Annotated in this window: 14 protein-coding genes; 8 read left to right on the plus strand and 6 right to left on the minus strand. The window is 65.1% G+C overall.

The window, feature by feature from the left end:
• Positions 1-186: 186 nt before the first annotated feature.
• Genes aroC through RCI06_RS02765 form a run of 4 tightly spaced genes read right to left on the minus strand, consistent with a single transcriptional unit; the run spans position 187 to position 4,475 of the window.
• Complete coding sequence (gene aroC, locus RCI06_RS02750; RefSeq protein WP_306574044.1) at positions 187-1,293, minus strand: chorismate synthase; 1,107 nt, start codon at positions 1,291-1,293, stop codon at positions 187-189.
• Positions 1,277-2,539, minus strand: a complete 1,263-nt coding sequence (aroA, locus tag RCI06_RS02755; protein ID WP_101551144.1) for a 3-phosphoshikimate 1-carboxyvinyltransferase — start codon at positions 2,537-2,539, stop codon at positions 1,277-1,279. The genes aroC and aroA overlap by 17 nt, the downstream gene beginning before the upstream one ends.
• Positions 2,536-3,618 (minus strand): 3-dehydroquinate synthase, encoded by a 1,083-nt coding sequence (gene aroB, locus RCI06_RS02760; RefSeq protein WP_306574046.1) that lies wholly within the window; start codon positions 3,616-3,618, stop codon positions 2,536-2,538. Before aroB ends, aroA begins: the two co-directional genes overlap by 4 nt.
• A complete protein-coding gene (locus tag RCI06_RS02765) occupies positions 3,615-4,475 on the minus strand; it encodes a prephenate dehydrogenase/arogenate dehydrogenase family protein (RefSeq protein WP_256151285.1) in 861 nt (286 codons plus the stop codon). Before RCI06_RS02765 ends, aroB begins: the two co-directional genes overlap by 4 nt.
• A gap of 188 nt (positions 4,476-4,663) precedes the next feature.
• Between RCI06_RS02765 and trxB the strand changes: the two genes are divergently transcribed.
• On the plus strand, positions 4,664-5,590 hold the full coding sequence (gene trxB / locus RCI06_RS02770; protein ID WP_101551138.1) for a thioredoxin-disulfide reductase: 927 nt from the start codon (positions 4,664-4,666) through the stop codon (positions 5,588-5,590).
• A 102-nt stretch (positions 5,591-5,692) separates the two neighbouring features.
• On the plus strand, positions 5,693-6,439 hold the full coding sequence (locus RCI06_RS02775; protein ID WP_276870868.1) for a polysaccharide deacetylase family protein: 747 nt from the start codon (positions 5,693-5,695) through the stop codon (positions 6,437-6,439).
• Between the two features lie 62 nt (positions 6,440-6,501).
• On the opposite strand, the gene RCI06_RS02780 is transcribed toward RCI06_RS02775, so the two are convergent.
• Positions 6,502-7,134, minus strand: a complete 633-nt coding sequence (locus RCI06_RS02780; protein WP_101551134.1) for a DUF4867 family protein — start codon at positions 7,132-7,134, stop codon at positions 6,502-6,504.
• A gap of 12 nt (positions 7,135-7,146) precedes the next feature.
• On the minus strand, positions 7,147-8,172 hold the full coding sequence (locus RCI06_RS02785) for a LacI family DNA-binding transcriptional regulator (protein ID WP_306574050.1): 1,026 nt from the start codon (positions 8,170-8,172) through the stop codon (positions 7,147-7,149).
• A gap of 305 nt (positions 8,173-8,477) precedes the next feature.
• Between RCI06_RS02785 and RCI06_RS02790 the strand changes: the two genes are divergently transcribed.
• From RCI06_RS02790 to RCI06_RS02815, 6 genes are all read left to right on the plus strand, one after another.
• On the plus strand, positions 8,478-9,737 hold the full coding sequence (locus RCI06_RS02790; RefSeq protein WP_306574051.1) for an L-rhamnose isomerase: 1,260 nt from the start codon (positions 8,478-8,480) through the stop codon (positions 9,735-9,737).
• A 24-nt stretch (positions 9,738-9,761) separates the two neighbouring features.
• Positions 9,762-10,697 (plus strand): nucleoside hydrolase, encoded by a 936-nt coding sequence (locus RCI06_RS02795; protein ID WP_306574052.1) that lies wholly within the window; start codon positions 9,762-9,764, stop codon positions 10,695-10,697.
• 28 nt (positions 10,698-10,725) lie between these two features.
• The gene (locus RCI06_RS02800; RefSeq protein ID WP_306574055.1) at positions 10,726-11,874 is read left to right on the plus strand and encodes a BMP family protein; all 1,149 of its coding nucleotides are present in this window, start codon (positions 10,726-10,728) and stop codon (positions 11,872-11,874) included.
• 79 nt (positions 11,875-11,953) lie between these two features.
• Positions 11,954-13,489 carry an ABC transporter ATP-binding protein gene (locus tag RCI06_RS02805; protein ID WP_276870859.1) on the plus strand — a complete coding sequence of 512 codons (1,536 nt, stop codon included), beginning with the start codon at positions 11,954-11,956 and terminating at the stop codon, positions 13,487-13,489.
• A gap of 19 nt (positions 13,490-13,508) precedes the next feature.
• The gene (locus RCI06_RS02810; protein ID WP_306574056.1) at positions 13,509-14,591 is read left to right on the plus strand and encodes an ABC transporter permease; all 1,083 of its coding nucleotides are present in this window, start codon (positions 13,509-13,511) and stop codon (positions 14,589-14,591) included.
• The gene (locus RCI06_RS02815; RefSeq protein ID WP_306574057.1) at positions 14,575-15,522 is read left to right on the plus strand and encodes an ABC transporter permease; all 948 of its coding nucleotides are present in this window, start codon (positions 14,575-14,577) and stop codon (positions 15,520-15,522) included. The genes RCI06_RS02810 and RCI06_RS02815 overlap by 17 nt, the downstream gene beginning before the upstream one ends.
• Positions 15,523-15,524: the final 2 nt, after the last annotated feature.

The following is a 15,524-nucleotide window of genomic DNA, read 5'->3' on the forward strand; positions in this document are numbered from 1 at the left end:
AGTCCATTTGTCCGCCCCGCGTTCCGGCCGGGCTCTCAGCCTGCCCCGGCTCTCTGTGCGTGCGCCTGCGGTTTTATCTCTCCGTCTCTGGTTTATGACAAATATTAAAGCACAATCCGCCCGGGTTGTCAAGCCCCGGCGAAAAATCCGGTCAACAAATCCTATGCGCCGGCGGGGGAAAAGGTGTCATTTCCGGTTCTGGAGGCCCTCGTAGCCCCTGGCTCCGAGCAGCGCGTCGGCCAGCGCGAGCGACACGGCCGCCTCGACGACCGGCACCGCGCGCACCACGACGCAGGGGTCGTGCCGGCCCTTGACGACCAGCTCCCGCTCGGCGTTTTCTCGGAAATCGACCGTCCGTTGGGGCTTGGCGATCGACGCGGTGGGCTTGAAGGCGGCGCGCAGCAGGATGGGCATGCCCGACGAGATGCCGCCGAGGATGCCGCCCGCGTGGTTCGTTTCGGTGACGACCCTCCCGTCCGCGAGGCGGAAGGGGTCGTTGTGTTCGCTGCCGCGCAGCTCCGCGGCGGCGAAGCCGTCGCCAAATTCGAGCCCCTTGACCGCCGGAATGCCGAAGACGATCGAAGCGATGCGGTTTTCGAGCCCGTCGAACATCGGCGAGCCGACCCCGGCGGGGAAGCCTATCACGCCGCATTCCACCACGCCGCCCACCGAATCGGTGGACATGCGCGCGGCTTCGATCTCCTCCCGCATCCGTTCGCCCGCCGCCGCGTCGAGGGTGGGGAACGCGGACGCGCCGGGGCGCAAAAGCGTCTCCCGGTCGAGGGCGACGGGGTCGAAGGGCAGGTCCGCGACGCCCGCGCAGCGCGCGATGTGCGCGCCCACGTAGACGCCCTCCCGCGCGAGCAGCTGCTTTGCGATCCCGCCCGCGAAGACGAGGGGCGCTGTCAGCCTGCCGGAAAAATGCCCGCCGCCGCGCACGTCGCCCCAGCCCGCGTAACGCAGGAAACCGGTGTAGTCCGCGTGGCCCGGCCGCGCGGTAAAGGCGAGCTCGCCGTAGTCGGACGAGTGGGTGTCGTTGTTGCGGATGAGGGCGGCCAGCGGCGTGCCGGTCGTAACGTCGCCGCGGACGCCCGAGAGCAACTCGGGACGGTCGGTCTCCCGGCGGGGGGTGGAGGCCTTGTCCCGGCCGGGCGCGCGCCGCGCCATAAAGGCGGCCAGCTCCTCCCGGTCGATGGGAAGCCCCGCCGGCAGCCCGTCGATCACGACGCCGATGCCCGGACCGTGGCTCTCCCCGAAGATGGAAATTTTCAGATCGTTACCCCATGTCGACATTGCAGCGGCCTCCCAGCTTATTGAGTTCGTCAAAGAAATCCGGATAGGATTTGTTGATTGCATGTGCGTCGGTGACGCACACTTTTTCCCCGCACCCCAGCGCCGCGACCGCAGCCGCCATGACGATGCGGTGGTCGTTCGCACCCTGCGCATCCCCGCCGCGCAGCCCGCCGCCGTGGACGACGAGCCGGTCGGGGTATTCCTCCGCCGAGCCGCCGAGCGCGCGCAGGAGCGCCGCGGTCGACGCGAGCCGGTCGCTCTCCTTGATGCGCAGGCGGGCGGCGTTATAGATCTCCGTGTCCCCTTCGGCGAACGCCGCTGTCACGGCGAGCACCGGCACGAGGTCGGGAATCTGCCCCGCGTCGATCCGCTGGGCGCGCAGAGGCGCGGCCTCGCAGCAGACGGCGTGCGCGTCCCGCGTGATGTCGGCGCCGAACCGCTCGAGGATTTCGTAGACGGTGCGGTCCCCCTGCGCGGAGTCGTTGGAAAGCCCGGTAATCCGCACCGTCCCGCCGATCGCGGCGGCGCAGAGCCAGAAGGCGGCGTTGGACCAGTCCCCCTCGACCGTGCGGTCAAAGGCGCGGAAGCGCTGGTTTCCCGGCACCCGCCAGCCGTTTTCCGTGGGCGTAACCGCGACGCCCGACTCCTGAAGGGTGCGCAGGGTCATTTCGACATATCCCGCCGACTGGAGCGGGGAGGTGAGGACGATTTCACTCTCCCCGTCGAGCAGCGGCAGCGCGAAGAGCAGCCCCGTCACGAACTGGGAGCTCACGTTGCCCGGCAGCTCGTACCGCCCGGGGGAGAGCCGACCGCCGATCGTAAAGGGCATGGCCCCGGCGGAAAAGGAGACGCCGTGCGCCTTCATCTGATCCGCGAGCGCGCCGAGCGGCCGCTCGGGCAGCCGCCCGTGTCCCACGAAGGTGGCGTGCAGGCCGTAAGCCGCCGCGACGGGCAGCAGGAACCGCAGGGTCGAGCCGCTCTCCGCGCAGTCGAGCGTGACCTCCGCGCCCGCGGCGCAGCGGCCGCCTTCGACGAAGGCGGCGTCGCCCTCACGGGCGATTTGTGCGCCCATGGCGCACAAGCACTGCGCCGTGGCCGCCATGTCCGCCGAGCCTGCCAGCGGGGAGACGCGGCTTTTCCCGTCTGCCAGGGCGGCGCAGATGAGCGCGCGGTGGGCCGCAGATTTGGAGGGGGGCGCGGCCAGCGTCCCCGAAAGCGCCGCGGGGTGGATGACGGCGCGGCTCATCTTCCCGCACCGCCCTTCATGAAGTCGAGCAGCGCCGCGGCGTCGACCGGGTGCAGGGCCGCTTTCCCCAGCCGCTCGAGGGTGACGAGGGTGAGGCGGTCGCCCGCCCGCTTTTTGTCCCCCATCGCGTGGGCGCAGAGGGTTTCGAGCGGGTAGTCCGTCCGGGTGGGCAGGCCGTGCAGCGCGCAGCAGCGGGCGATCCGGTCCGCCGTGCCGGCGGGGGTGAGCCCCGCGCGCTCGCAGGCGCGCGCCATCAGCGCCATGCCGATGGCGACCCCCTGTCCGTGGGTGACGGAGAAGGCCGACTCCTTTTCGATCGCGTGGCCGAAGGTATGGCCGAAGTTGAGGATCTGCCGCAGGCTCCGGTCCCGCTCGTCCTCCTCGACCACCCGCCGCTTGAGGTCGACGCAGCGGGCGATGATCTCCCGGAGGCGGTCCCCGGGCGCGCCCGCTTCGAGCAGGGAGAAGAGGGATTCGTCGAGGATCGCGCCGTATTTGATCACCTCCGCCATCCCGTCGGCGAAGGTCTCGGCGGGCAGGAAGGAGAGCATGTCGGTGTCGCAGGCGACAAAGGAGGGCTGCCAGAAGGCGCCGACGAGGTTTTTGCCCTCGGGGATGTCGACGCCCGTCTTGCCGCCGACCGAGGAGTCGACCATCGCAAGCAGGGTGGTCGGAACCTGCACGAAGGAGACGCCGCGCAGCCAGGTCGCGGCCGCGAAGCCCGCGAGGTCGCCAACCACGCCGCCGCCGACCGCAAGGATGAGGTCGGTGCGGGTGATGCTGCTTGCCGAGAGGAAGCCGTAGACCTCCCGGACGGTGTCGAGGGTCTTGGACGCCTCGCCGTTCGGGAAGACGAATTTGCAGACGGGGTATCCGGCCGCCTCCAGCGCGGCCTGCAAATCGGGGACGGGACGGCGCGCGCCGTCCGCGAGCGCGTTTACGCGGTCATCAGTGATGAGCGCGAGGCGGGGGCGGCGTTCCCCGCAGATGCCCGTCAGGAGCGCGGGAAGCTCCCCGAGCAGACCGCCGCCGATCCGGATGTCATACGGCCGGCCGGCGGCCACATGGATTGTTTTCATCGGTCCAGTTCCTCCTTGATGCGGCGGCCGTCGTCGAGCAGCCGGAAGAGTGTTTCGGCGTCGTTTCCCGCGATCGCCTTGCGGTATTCCGCAAGGTGCGCCGTGATCGTGTCGATCTCCTCCACGAGGTCGTCGGCGTTCTCCAGAAAGAGCTCGGTCCACATCTGAGGGTTGAGCTTCGCCACCCGTGTGAGATCCTTGTAGCTGCCCGCCGAGAAGCCCTCGTGCTCCCGGGCGCGGGGACTTTTGATGTAGGCGCTCGAGACGACGTGCGCGAGTTGGGAGGTGAAGGCGATCATGCTGTCGTGCGCGGCGGGGGTGGTGGTCGTGATGCTGCCGAAGCCGAGGTCCGCGAAGAGCCCCTCGAGCAGTTCGAGCGCGGGGGCGGGGGCGTGTTCGCCGGGGGTGAGGATCATACTCGCGCCCTTATAGAGGTCGGCGTCCGAGCCGGAAAAGCCCCAGCATTCCCGCCCGGCCATCGGATGCCCGCCGATGAAGCAGAGCCCGTTTTCCGCGCAGAAATCGGTGAGGTTTTCCACGGGGAACCGCTTGACGCCGCACAGGTCGACCAAGAGGGCGCCGGGCCGGAACTGGCGGATGTTCTCCCGCACGAAGGCGACCGTCTGCTGCGGGTAGAGGGCGAAAAAGACCAGGTCGCACATCGACAGGTCGTTTTCCGCGACGGCCTCGTCGATCGCGCCGTCCGCGAGCGCCTCCGAAAGGGTCCCCTCGTCGATGTCGCAGCCGTAGACGAGGTGCCCGGTGTATTTTTTGAGCGCCTTTGCCATCGAACCGCCGATGAGCCCCAGCCCAACGACGCCGACGCAGAGGGTCCGCTCGCGTTTCAGCCCGAACATGGAATTCCCTCCTCATGGATAGAAGCCTGATGATGTGTCATATTATAACAGAGGACGGACCAAAATGATAGTGCCGATTTGTTCGATAAAATGTGACAAGATCACAGAGAAACTGTTGCATATTGCGGGGATTTGCAGTAGACTGTAACTAAGAAAAAGACCGTTTTTGTATACTATTGGAGGCTGCTATGAACGACTATGACGTAATTATCATCGGCGCGGGCCCGGCGGGACTGACCGCCGCGATCTATGTGCAGCGTGCGGGCTACCGCAGCGTGGTGCTCGAGGAGTATGTGGCGGGGGGCCAGATGGCCAATACCCCCGAGGTGGAAAACTACCCCGCCGTCGGCAAGATCAGCGGGGTCGAACTGGGGATGAACCTCTATAACCAGGTGCTCGAGCAGGGCGCGCAGGTCGAATTCGACGGCGTGGCCTCGGCCGACCTGACCGGCAAGGTCAAGTCGGTGGTTACCCAGTCGGGCCGGAAGATTACGGCGGGCGCGGTCATCATCGCAAACGGCGCCAAGCGCCGCAAGCTGGGCGTCCCCGGCGAGGAGGAATACTCCGGGCGGGGCGTCTCCTACTGCGCCACCTGCGACGGCGGCTTCTATAAGGGAAAGACCACCGTGGTGATCGGTGGCGGCAACACCGCCGTGGAGGACGCGCTCTACCTCGCGAACATCTGCGAGGAGGTGCACCTCATCCACCGGCGGGACGCCTTCCGCGCGGGCAAGGTGCTCGTCGACTCTCTCCTGAGCAGGGAGAACATCGTCATCCACTACGACACCGTGCCGGTCGAGGTGCTGCCCGACGAGGGCGGCAAGGTCGTCGGCGCGCTGAAGGTCAAAAACGTCAAGACGGGCGCGGAGACGGAGATTCCGGCGCAGGGCGTCTTTGTCGCGGTCGGGCTCGTGCCCGACAACAAGGTCTTTGAGGGACAGGTCGACCTCGACCCGGCGGGCTACATCGCGGCGGGGGAGGACACCCGCACCAACCTGCCGGGCGTCTTCGCGGCGGGGGATACCCGCACCAAGGCGCTGCGCCAGATCATCACCGCCGCCGGGGACGGCGCGGTGGCGGCCTCCGAGGCGGGAAGCTACCTCATGCAGGGCTGAGGCAATCGTATAATAAAAAGGGGGCGCGGCCGCGGGCCGCGACCCCCTTTTTTTGAATGAACCCGGCGCGCCGCACATAAACATACCATGAGGTGATGTAACATGTACGGCGTGTTTACCAGGAAGACGCTTTTCGCGCTGCTGGTCATCCTGATCGTGGTGCTGATATTGATGGGAGTGGCGGGGAATGTGATGGGGGTGTCCGCCGCGCCGCGCGAGCTGCCGATCTATTCGGTGGAGACCCCCGAGAAGGTCCTCTCCCTCGGAATCAACTGCGCGTGGGACGACAGCGACATCGACGAAATTTTGAAGCTGCTCGACGAGCGCGGCGTAAAGGCGACCTTCTTCGTTGTCGGCACCTGGGCCGACCACTACCCGGACGCGGTCAGGCGGATCGCGGCGGCGGGGCACGAGGTGGGCAGCCACTCCAACACCCACCCCGACATGACGAAGCTGGGGCGGGAGGAGATCGCGCAGCAGCTGGACACGTCGGGAAACAAGCTCGAGGCGCTCACCGGGCAGAAGCCGGTCCTCTTCCGCGCGCCGTCGGGGGCCTACAACAACCTCGTCGTCTCGACCGCGCGCGCCCTCGGCTGGGAGGTGATCCAATGGTCGAACGACAGCCTCGACTGGAAGGGGCTGTCGGTGGAGGAGATCACCGCGCGGGTGACGGGCGCCGCCGGGCCGGGGGACATCATGCTCTTCCACGCGGGCAAGCCCAACACGGCCGAGGCGCTCCGCCGGGTCATCGACACGCTCGCCGCGCAGGGCTACCGCTTTGCGCCGGTGGGGGAGCTCGTCTACGGGCCGCCCTATACGATCGACCACACGGGCAGGCAGCACAAATAGGATATAAAAAAGCGGGGGCCGCACCGGAAGGTGCGGCCCCCGCTTTTTACATGGGGAAATTATCAGGCGATGAGCGGAGCAATGTCGACGATCTCGCCGGAAAGTCCGATATGGGCGCCCTGCTTTGCCTCGGGGGAATCGGGATGCGCGAGCACCCATTTGTTGACCGCCGCGAGCGAGGGGTCTCCGCCCGCCGCCAGGGGGAAGTTCGTGAACCGCAGGAGCGCGATAAGCGCCCGGAACCCCTCCCCGGCGCGCGCGGAACAGGGGGCGTAGTGGAGCGTCGTGCCGTAGAGCTCGACCGCCGTGCCGGCCGGGACGGAAAACGCCTCGAACCGGGCGGTGTCGCAGACGCCGCCCGAAATGCCGCCGCGCGGCCCGACGACCAGCACGAGGTCGTCCGCCGCGACGAGCAGCTCGCTGCACTGGTGGTATTCACAGCAGGCGAGCCGGGTGTTCACGCCGTTGCAGTAACCGAACTGGGCGGGCAGGCCGCCGAAGAAGCCCGCCTGCACCTCCCCGAAGACGGGCAGGCGCTCGAGCCGTGGGTCGGAGGCGACGTAGACCGTGCCGTCGGACGGCCTGGGGGTGTGTTCACGCAGTACCTGAAGCAGGCCGTCGAACCGGTAGCCGGCGACGACCCTGCCGTAAGGCCCGAAGGCGTCGGAGCCGACGGGCCGTATGGATTGGATCATGGCAGTATAACCTCATTCATCAGTCGTATTTTTTCGATAGGGCCCGGTGCTCTCCCGCACGATCAGCTGTGCGCCGATCTGGATTTTGGCGACGGGGGAGTCGGGGTAATCGATCCGGTCGCAGAGCAGCCGCACCGCCCACATGCCGATGTCCTTGCAGGAGACCTTCATGGTGGTGAGCGGCGGGTCCGCGATGGCGGAGAAGGGAATATCATCAAACCCGATGACGGAGACGTCGCCGGGAACACGGATGCCGGATTCCTTGAACGCTTTGACCGCGCCGATGGCGATGCTGTCGTTGGTGGCCACCAGCGCCGAGGGGAAGGAAACGCCCTGCCGCAGCATGTTGAGGGTGTCCTCATAGGAGCCCGAAAGGGTGGGGTGCATCGGGTAGACAAGCGCCGGGTCGTAGGGGATGCCGAGGCTGCGAAGCGCCGCCTCGTAGGCCGCGCGGCGCGCGCGGCAGTTGCTGCTGGGCATTTTATTATAGAGGTAGCCGATGCGCGGGTGCCCGAGTCCGGCGAGGTGCCGCACGGCGGCGAAGGTGGACTCGGTATTGTTCATATCCACGCAGTTGAAGCTGTGGAAGTCCATATAGTTGTCCACCACGACGATGGGCACGGGGATGTCGTGCAGGTAGGCGTAGTCCGCCTCCTCCATCTCGGTTGCGAGCAGGATGATGCCGCAGAGCGGCTGGTTGCGCACAAGGTCGAAGACCTCGCTGATGTTGTTCTCGCCGAACACGGTCATCACGAGGTTGTAGCCGAGCAGGCGGGTCTCCTTTTCGACCGCGTCGATGATCGCGGAGACGAAGCCCGCGTTGCCGTTGACGAGGTGGGAGTGGCGGCTGTACTTCAAAAACCGGATGCTCTTCTGCTGCACCTCCGGCTTGTGGTGGTTGATGTTGTACCCGTTTTCACAGAGGAGGGTGGCAACGTGCTCCCGCGTCCTGGGACTGACGCCTCCCTTGTCGTTGAGGACAAGCGAGACGGTGGACGGGGATACCTTTGCCGCTTTGGCGATCTCCTTCAGATTCACAAGGACACCTCTCCTCTGTTCAAAACTTTTGTGGATTCTATTTATACTATATCAGATTCGTTCAAAAAAACAAGTGATTTTATTAAATTATTTAAAGTTTAGCTGAGAGATGGAAATTTCATACAGATAAATCGTGGTAATCCCCGGATTTTTGCATAATATTTTGTGTAAAAAGGAGAATGTATTGACATTCGCTTGATATTTAGTAAATTATGCGATATTTTTTAATAAAACACGGATGCAAAAACCGCTGCATGGGCAGCACTCCGGACGGGGGAATCCCGCCGGAAACCAGGAGGGTCACAATGGACGAAGCAACCATAGTAAAAGGCTACCAATATGCAAAAGATATCTACGGCCGGGCGGGCGTCGACGTCGACCGCGCGATCGAGCTGGCCGACCGGATCCCCGTGTCGATGCACAGCTGGCAGGGGGACGACCTGATCGGCTTCGACGGCATCGGCGAGCTGACCGGCGGCATCGCGGCGACGGGCAATTATCCCGGGCGCGCCGCCACGCCGGACGAGCTGCGCGCGGACATCGACGAGGCGCTGCGCCTCATCCCCGGGAAGGTGAAGCTCAGCCTGCATGCCTGCCACGCCGAGCTCGGCGGCAAAAAGCTCGACCGCGACGCCTACACGGCGGAGCAGTTCGAGGGCTGGCTCTCGTGGGGAGAGGAGCGCGGGCTCGGCTTCGACTTCAACCCCACCTTCTTCTCCCACCCGAGGATGGACGGCAACCTCTCGCTGACGAGCGGCAACCCGGGCGTCCGGGAATTCTGGATCGAGCACGGCAGGCGCTGCCGGGAGATCGGCGAGGAATTCGGCCGCAGGCTCGGGCAGACCTGCGTGGTCAACTACTGGATGCCGGACGGCTACAAGGATCTCCCGGCCGACACCAAGCTGCTGCGGGAGCGGATGGTCTCCGCGCTCGACGAGATCTTTGAGCGCCCGCTCGACGTGCGGTATGTGCGGGAGTCGGTCGAGAGCAAGCTGTTCGGCATGGGGGTGGAGAGCTACACCGCCGCCAGCCATGAGTTTTCCCTCGGCTACGCGATCACGCGCGGCAAGATCTACTGCCTCGACGCGGGCCACTTCCATCCCACCGAGTATATCAGCGACAAGATCAGCGCGGTGCTCCAGTTCCTGGACAGCGTCCTGCTCCACCTGAGCAGGGGGGTGCGCTGGGACAGCGACCACGTCGTACTGTGGGACGACGAGCTCCAGCGGATCATGAACGCGGTCATCCACAACGGCTACGAGGACCGCGTCTTCATCGGGCAGGACTATTTCGACGCGTCGATCAACCGGATCGCCTGCTGGGCGATCGCGATGCGCAACACCCGCAAGGCGCTTCTGAAGGCGGCGCTCGACCCGATCGGCGCGATCAAGCGCGCCGAGCTGGAGGGGGACTTCACCAGCCGCTTGGCGCTGTGGGAGGAGACCAAGTCGATGCCCTTCTCCGCGGTGTGGGACTATTACTGCATGACGAAGGAAAAACCGGTCGGCGCGCAGTGGCTCGACGAGGTCAAGCGCTACGAGCGGGAGGTGCTCGGCAGGCGCTGAGCGGCAGAACAAAGGAGGAACACTATGAGAAGGCTTCTAATCGACACCGATACCGGCTCGGACGACGTCTGGGCGCTCATCGCCGCGCTACGCGCGGTGGACGAGGTCAAGGTGGAGGCGATCACCGTCGTCTGCGGCAACGTGCCGCTCGACCTGTGCGTCAAGAACGCGCTGATCGCCGTCGACGTGGCGGGCACCTACGCGCCGCCCGTCTACCGGGGCATGGCCCGGCCGCTGGTGCGGCCCAAGCTCTTCACCGCCGACTACGTGCACGGCAAGGACGGGCTGAGCGACCTCAACCTGCCCTACCCGCCGCTTTCGGAGGCGAAGGGCCACGCGATGGACGCGATCATCGACACGGTGATGCAGAATCCCGGCGAGATCGAGATCGTCACCCTCGGCCCGCTGACCAACCTGGCGATGGCGTACCTCAAGGAGCCGCGTATCGCCGAAAACGTCAAAAGGGTCTACATCATGGGCGCGACGGGCATGGACCAGGGCAACGCGACCCCCGCCGCCGAATTCAACGTCTATGTCGACGCCGAGGCGGCCAAGATCGTGCTCGATTCGGGCATGGACGCGACCTGGGTGACGTGGGACGTCTGCCGGGGCGACACGGCGATCACTCCCGGCGACATCGCATACCTGCGCGGCCTGCACAGCCGCGTCGCGGATTTCTGTGTCGACTGCACCGCCGGCCTGCGCGCCTATGAAAAGAAGAAATACGGCGACGAAAGCTACGGCGTGATCGACAGCGTCATCATGATGGCGGTCGTCTATCCCGAGGTCATGGGCCCGGTCTATGACGCCTACTGCGACATCGAGACGAAGGCGGAGATGACCTACGGGTACTTCTCGATCGACAAGCAGCGCCAGCTCCACCGGGAGAGCAACGCCAAAATCTGTCAGCAGGTAAACAGCAAGCTCTATAAGGAACGCCTGTTCAAGCTGTTTGCTTAAATAACAACCGTTTCAGGGAGGAAAAAAGATGAAAAAGATTCTTGCAACAGTCCTGGCAATCTGTATCGGCATGTCCATGCTGGCCGGCTGCGGCTCCCAGCAGGGAAGCGAAACCCCCTCGACCCCCGCCGATTCCGCGGCGCAGTCCGAGGCGCCCGCGGAGCAGCCCGCCGATAAGCCCGCGCTCAAGGTCGGCATGGTCTGCAACGCCAAGACGATCGACGACAAGTCCTTCAACCAGGCGACCTGGGCGGGCATCACCCGCGCGGCCGAGGATTTCGGCATCGAGACCAAGTACCTCATCGCGGCCGACCAGTCCGCCGCGGGCTTCCTGCAGGAGATTGCGAACCTCTACGACGCGGGCTTCCGCATGATCATCACCCCGGGCTACACCTTCTCCAAGGCGATCTTTGACGCCCAGAAAATCTATCCCGACTGCAAATTCGTCATCCTCGACAGCGCCCCGCAGGACGACGGCGCCGAGGCGCCCGAGATCGCCGCGAACACCGCTGCCATCGACTACGCCGCCCAGGAGTCCGGCTTTGTTGCGGGCTTCGCCTGCGCCCTCCAGCTCAAGGAAGGCGAGTTCGGCGCCCTCTTCGGCCAGGAGATTCCCCCGACGAAGCTCTTCAAGACCGGCTTCCAGCAGGGCGTCATCTACGCCAACGAGAACTTCGGCACAAACATCAAGATGAAGGAAGAAAACTTTGTCTGGTCCGGCTCCTTCAGCGACGCGGCCCTCGGCCAGCAGATCACCGCACAGCTCTTCAACTCCGGCTGCAACCTCGTCTACTGCGCCTGCGGCACCACCGCGCTCGGCGGCTTCAACGAGGCCAAGGCCCGCGCCGAAAAGGGCGAGGAGGTCTGGGTCGTCGGCTGCGACGTCGACCAGTACGAGGACGGCCTGCTTGAGGACGGCCGCTCCGTCACGCTGACCTCCACCATGAAGAACCTGGCCAACTCCACCTACGACATGATCAAGGCGGAGCTGGACGGCGAATTCGTCGGCGGCCAGCAGATCATCTTTGACGCCAAGAACGGCGGCGTCGGCATCCCCGAGACCAACCCCAACCTCTCCGACGAGGTCCAGAAGGAGGCGGACGCCGTCCTCGAGAAGATCAAGACCGGCGAGATCGTCGTTTCGGCCGAGCCGACCGACGTCTCCGCGTACAACTAAAAGACCGGCACACCAAGACCACGGACGGGCGGGGCGGCTTTCCGCCGCCCCGCCCTTATTTGGGAGGAGGGAACCCGTGATGGCGGAATACGTCGTGGAAATGCGCGACATCGTGAAGGATTTCCCGGGGCTGCGCGCGAACGACCACATCACATTACAGCTGAAAAAGGGCGAGGTGCACGCGCTGCTGGGAGAAAACGGCGCGGGCAAAAGCACGCTCATGAGCATCCTGTTCGGGCTGTACCGGGCGGATGAGGGGCAGATCCTGGTGAAGGGCAAAGAGGTCCAGATCACCAACCCCAACGTCGCCAACGAGCTGGGCATCGGCATGGTGCACCAGCACTTCAAGCTGGTCCATAACTTCACCGTGACCGAGAACATCGTCCTCGGCCTGGAGCCGCGCAGGGGCGTTACGATGGACCTCAAATCCGCCGCCGCGCGGATCGCGGAGCTCTCCCGGCAGTACGGTCTGGAGGTGGACCCCAACGCGAAGATCGAGGAGATCTCGGTCGGTATGCAGCAGCGGGTGGAGATCCTCAAGATGCTCTACCGCGACGCCGAGGTGCTGATTTTTGACGAACCCACCGCGGTGCTCACCCCGATGGAGATCCGGGAGCTCATCGCGATCATGAAAAACCTCATCAGCGAGGGCAAATCGATCATCCTGATCACCCACAAGCTCAAGGAGATCAAGGAGGTCGCGGACCGTTGCACGATCATCCGCCGCGGCCGCCACATCGCAACGGTCGACGTCGCCGCCACGAGCGAACAGGAGATGGCGGAGATGATGGTCGGGCACGAGATCTCCTTTGTGATCGATAAAGAGGAAAAGACGCCGGGAGACCCGGTTTTGCAGATAGAGGACCTGTCGGTCAAGAACAGCCACGGGAGCCTCGGCCTGCGCGACTTCTCCCTCACCGTGCGCGGCGGGGAGATTGTCGGCATCGCGGGCGTGGACGGCAACGGCCAGTCCGAGCTGGTCGAGGCGATCACCGGGCTGCGCAGGGCGGAGAAGGGAAAAATCCTCCTGAACGGGGAGGAGATCACCCACGAGACGATCGCGCGGCGCATCCGCCGCGGCGTCTCCCACATCCCGGAGGACCGGCAGAAGCGGGGACTGGTGCTCGACTACACCGTCGAGGAAAACATGGTTCTCGAGGTCTACGGCCAGCGGCCCTTCTCGAAGCACGGCCTGCTCAACAAGCGCGCGATCCACGATTACGCCGCGAGGATCGCGGACGATTTCGACGTGCGTGCGGGCGAGGGGGTCCTCTCGCGGGCGGGGAGCCTCAGCGGCGGAAACCAGCAGAAGGCGATCATCGGCCGCGAGATCGAAAAGCAGCCCGTCCTGCTCATCGCCGTGCAGCCGACCCGCGGCCTCGACGTGGGGTCGATCGAGTACATCCACAAGCGCATCGTCGAACAGCGCAACCTCGGGCGGGCGGTCCTGCTCGTCTCGCTGGAGCTTGACGAGGTGCTCCAGCTTTCCGACCGGATCGTCGCGATCAACGCCGGGCAGGTGATCGGCGAAGTGCTCGCGAAGGATACCGATGAAAACGAGGTCGGCCTGATGATGGCCGGCGTGGGAAAGGACGGTGGCGGCGTTGAACGCTAGCTCCAGACAGAAGAGCGGGATGAAGATCCTCGTTTCGGTCATCTCGATCCTGCTCGGGTTCGTCGCGGGCGCCCTGCTCATGCTTTCGAGCGGCGCGAACCCGCTGACCGGGTTTTCCTACCTCTTTCAGGGAGGGCTCAAGAGCGTCACCCGCATCTGCAACACGATCGCCTACGCGGTGCCGCTCATGCTGACCGGCCTTTCGGTCACCTTCGCCTTCAAGACCGGGCTCTTCAACATCGGCGCGCCCGGCCAGATGCTGATCGGCGGCCTGCTCGCCAACGTGCTGGCCCTCACCGCCGGCCTGCCCCGGCCGCTGCTGCTGCCGCTCGTCATCACCGCGTCGATCGTCGGCGGCATGGTGTGGGCGGCGGTCCCCGGCTTTCTCAAGGCGCGCTTCAACGTCAACGAGGTCGTCTCCTGCATCATGATGAACTGGGTGGCCTACTGGGTGGTCTACATCGTCATCTCCGACCACTTCAAATCCACCACGATCGATACCGAGTCACAGGTCATCCCGGCGGCCGCTTCGCTGAAAACAGAGGCGATCACCCTGCTGACCAAGGGCTCCAACCTCAACCTCGGCATCTTCATCGCGATCATCGCCACCGCTCTGGTCATCTTCATCCTCAACCGGACGGTGCTCGGCTATGAGATGAAAGCAGTCGGCTTCAACCGCTTCGCGGCCGAATACGGCGGCATCAACGTCCAGAAGAACGCGGTGCTCGCGATGGTCATCTCGGGCGCGCTTTCCGGGCTGGCGGGGCTCACCTTCTACTGCGGCTACCTCTCCAACATGCGCATCGGCGTCATGCCCTCCCAGGGCTTTGACGGCATCGCGGTCGCGCTGCTGGCCAACTGCGCGCCGGTGGGAGTTGTCTTTGCCGCGATCTTCTTCGCGATCCTCCAGACGGGCAAGGGGTTCATGAACGCCATGATGCCCATCCCGCCCGAGATTGCCGACACGATCATCGCCACGGTCATCTACTTCGCGGCGACCAGCAAGCTGATCGAGATGAACCTCGACCGGATCAAAAAATTCTTCGGGCGCAAACGCCCGTCCAAATCGGAAGGGAGCGGGGAACATGTGGAACACCATTGAACAGATGGCCCCCTACGCGGTGGGCTATACCGTCCCCATCCTCATCACGGCGCTGGGCGGCCTCTTCTCCGAGCGCAGCGGCATCATCAACATCGGCCTCGAGGGGCTGATGGTCATCGGATCCTTCGTCGGCGGCGTTTCGGTCTACTACTTCGGGCCGATCATGGGCAACGCGCGCGCCGCCTGGCTGGGCATCCTGCTCGCGATGCTGGCGGGCACCCTCTTTTCGGTGCTGCACGCCTTTGCGAGCATCAACCTCAACGCCGACCAGACGATCAGCGGAACGGCCATCAACCTGATGGCTGGCGCGCTCGTGCTCTACATCTCGCGGCGGTTCGTCGGCACCGGCAACATCGTCGTCAACAGCATGACCCGCGTGGACATTCCGGTGCTCAAGGACATCCCCGTGGTCGGCAAGCTCTTTCTGACCGACACCTACCCGACCACCTGGTTCGTGCTGGCGATCCTGATCGTCAGCTGGTTCGTCATCGAGCGCACCCCCTTCGGACTTCGGCTGCGCTCCTGCGGCGAATTCCCCGAGGCGGCCGACGCCGCGGGCATCAGCGTCGCGCGCATCCGCTACGCGGGCGTGCTGCTGTCGGGCGCCTGCGCGGGGCTGGGCGGCGCGATCTACACGGTGACGACCGCCGGCCAGTGCAACGGCTCGGTCGACGGACTCGGCTTCCTCGCGCTCGCGGGGCTCATCTTCGGCCAGTGGAAGCCCTTCCGCATCCTGGCGGCCACCCTCTTCTTCGGCTTTGCGGTGACGATGGCGCAGATCTCCATGCTGCTGCCCTCCTTCGCAAGCGTGCCGCCGCTGGCCCTCAAGGTCTTCCCCTACGTCGTGACGATGCTGGCGCTCGTCGTCTTCTCCAAGTCGTCGCAGGCGCCCCGTGCGGAGGGCAAGTTCTTCGAGTACAAGAAAACCTGACC

The organism is Anaerotruncus massiliensis (ex Togo et al. 2026) (assembly GCF_030825285.1).
In the GTDB taxonomy this organism is placed as follows: Bacteria; Bacillota; Clostridia; order Oscillospirales; family Ruminococcaceae; genus Anaerotruncus; species Anaerotruncus massiliensis.